Consider the following 2,228-nt stretch of genomic DNA (forward strand, 5'->3'; position numbering starts at 1 on the left):
GATCTCATATGGAATATCAGGTATGGTGACCGGACCCTGATCATCTACCTCCTGATAGAGTTTCAGTCAACACCTGACCCGACAATGCCGATCCGGATCATGTCCTACATGGCACTCCTCTGGCAGGACCTGATCAGAACCAAAAAGCACTCATCACGGAAACCATTGCCCGGGATCATACCGATCGTCCTCTACAATGGCGAGAGTACCTGGGATGTGCCGACCGATATCGGTGAAACCATCCAGATGCTGGATGCGGTTGCCCAATTTATGCCGTCGGTTCCGTACCTGCTTGTTGATGAGCTGCAGCTCTCGATCCACGATCTCGTTGAAGTGAGGAATCTTGCCGCCAGCCTCTTTGGCCTCGAGCAGTCATTAAAAAGGGATGATCTCTTCGAGCTTGGCAAGAGACTGAATGCATGGATGAGGAAGGACCCGGATCTCGATTCATTGCGCCGGGATTTCTCGTTATTCTTCGAGAATATCTTAAAGACAAATGAAGATAAACCAATACCAAATCCGTTTTGTGGGGATACCATGTTACAAGAAAAGGTAAAACGATGGGAAGCTGATCTGAAGGCAGAAGGGAAAGTTGAGGGGCAACGTACACTCCTTCGGAGGATGAAGGCGTTTGGGATGTCCATCAGTGAGATTGCAGAGGTCACAGGATTGCCGGAGGAGGAGATCCGCCACCTGATCTGATCCCGATCTGTTCCAGATTCAGATCAGATCCTGATCTGATCCTGCTCCAGCTCTCATCCACTTCCGGGATTGCCATAGTACAAGAGAAGAAAAATGATATGAAGCCAATTCAGGCGAGCAAACCTGACGTGTCACCCCGATCCTTTATCCCGCCCTCCACTTTGTTTTCTTCCAGCGTTCCATCCCGATATCCTGTCTTGAATTGCCCACTCGCCCCGCAAATGAGGATGGGAGCGCTAACGCGCCCACCTCTTGTTACTGGTCTCTCTCTTTACCTCAACCACAGTTTTTCATCCACTATCGCTTATGAGGAAAGGGTTCTGTTGTAAGGATGATACCACAATATCCATCTGATATTTGCTCAGGAATCAGGGATTTTGGTGATCAGACATTTGGAGAAGAGTCAGAAATTATGACTGTTCGAATGATCGGTCTTGCATATCCCAATCTCAGTTCTTTACCACTTCAGTTCCACCTTTACCTTTTCCCATGAGATGAAGGTGCCATTTGCCTCAATTTCATCGAGATCTTCTTCGAGCTTTTGCCTCTGGTGTTTGGTAATACGATCTGCAACAGTTTCCATAGGTGTCTTTTTCAGTTTATCTGCCGTCATTTTCCCCCTCTCTGCGGAGATCATTCTCAGAGAAGATCCTTCTCGCTATAGATGCTATTGAGATCCGCCTCATCGACCGTGCAATCGATTGTCTCCATAAACTGCTGCTTTGAGAGATGAAGCTGTTCTGCCATGAGGCCGAGCAGTCGATCGCCGATCTCCTTTTTGCCATGAGATACCCATGTTCGGATCTCTGTATCGCACCCATTGTGCTGAAATGTCAGTTTGATATGCTTTGACATCTCTACCGAGAACCCTTTCTTCTTCAGCCGGGCAATAATTGTGTGATTCTTCCGGCTCACGTCTCAGATCTCCTCTGGTATAAGGGACATGAGTTTCTGCCTGAACATTTGTGCTCCAGAAGAGAGCTTGTGGATATCCTGCTCTACATAATCCTTCCAGTTCTCTTCGAATTCATTTGTTATCTCGACAAGAGCTTCATGAAGATTTGGTGCTGTTGCAAGGAGATGAAATTCGTGGTTATAGAGGATAAAATCCTCATTATCTCTCTCGCATGAGAGTTCGATTGGATGATCAAGCGAATGGATCGTATCACAAATCCGTACATGGAAAAGAGGGATGTGGAGAAGTGACCGGTCATGTGTATCGGTAACAAGTCGTTCAATCACGTCACTATATGTTTCGCGGGGGTGCTCCTTCATCTGACTGAGCAGATCCTTTACTCCTGTTGCGATCTTGATTGAACTCATGCTCTGCATACCACCATGTACTACCTTGGTGGCATATAGGGTTTTGGATTATCAGGATGATGAAGTGTGAGAAAACGGGGCTCCATACTATTTACGTGCCCTTTCTGGATTGATAGTATATGTTACGGTAATTGAGAAGAACAGGTTACTGTTGTCAAAGCCTGTCACCGCGGGTCTGGATATCAGGGCGGAATTATCATCCT

General features: G+C 46.9%; 4 protein-coding genes. 1 reads left to right on the forward strand and 3 read right to left on the reverse strand.

What is annotated here, in order from left to right; translation table 11 throughout:
* On the forward strand, positions 1 to 702 hold a 702-nt coding region (locus QCH34_RS11070; RefSeq protein WP_300334109.1), incomplete at its 5' end, for an Rpn family recombination-promoting nuclease/putative transposase.
* A gap of 457 nt (positions 703 to 1,159) precedes the next feature.
* Here the strand turns inward: QCH34_RS11070 and QCH34_RS11075 are convergent.
* Genes QCH34_RS11075 through QCH34_RS11085 form a run of 3 tightly spaced genes read right to left on the reverse strand, consistent with a single transcriptional unit; the run spans position 1,160 to position 2,025 of the window.
* Positions 1,160 to 1,339 (reverse strand): hypothetical protein, encoded by a 180-nt coding sequence (locus QCH34_RS11075; RefSeq protein ID WP_300334112.1) that lies wholly within the window; start codon positions 1,337 to 1,339, stop codon positions 1,160 to 1,162.
* A 2-nt stretch (positions 1,340 to 1,341) separates the two neighbouring features.
* Positions 1,342 to 1,617, reverse strand: coding sequence for a hypothetical protein (locus QCH34_RS11080; RefSeq protein ID WP_300334115.1), 276 nt, complete (start codon positions 1,615 to 1,617; stop codon positions 1,342 to 1,344).
* Between the two features lie 3 nt (positions 1,618 to 1,620).
* Positions 1,621 to 2,025, reverse strand: coding sequence for a hypothetical protein (locus QCH34_RS11085; RefSeq protein ID WP_300334117.1), 405 nt, complete (start codon positions 2,023 to 2,025; stop codon positions 1,621 to 1,623).
* Between the last annotated feature and the right edge of the window lie 203 nt (positions 2,026 to 2,228).

This window comes from Methanocalculus sp., assembly GCF_029762515.1.
GTDB lineage: Archaea > Halobacteriota > Methanomicrobia > Methanomicrobiales > Methanocorpusculaceae > Methanocalculus.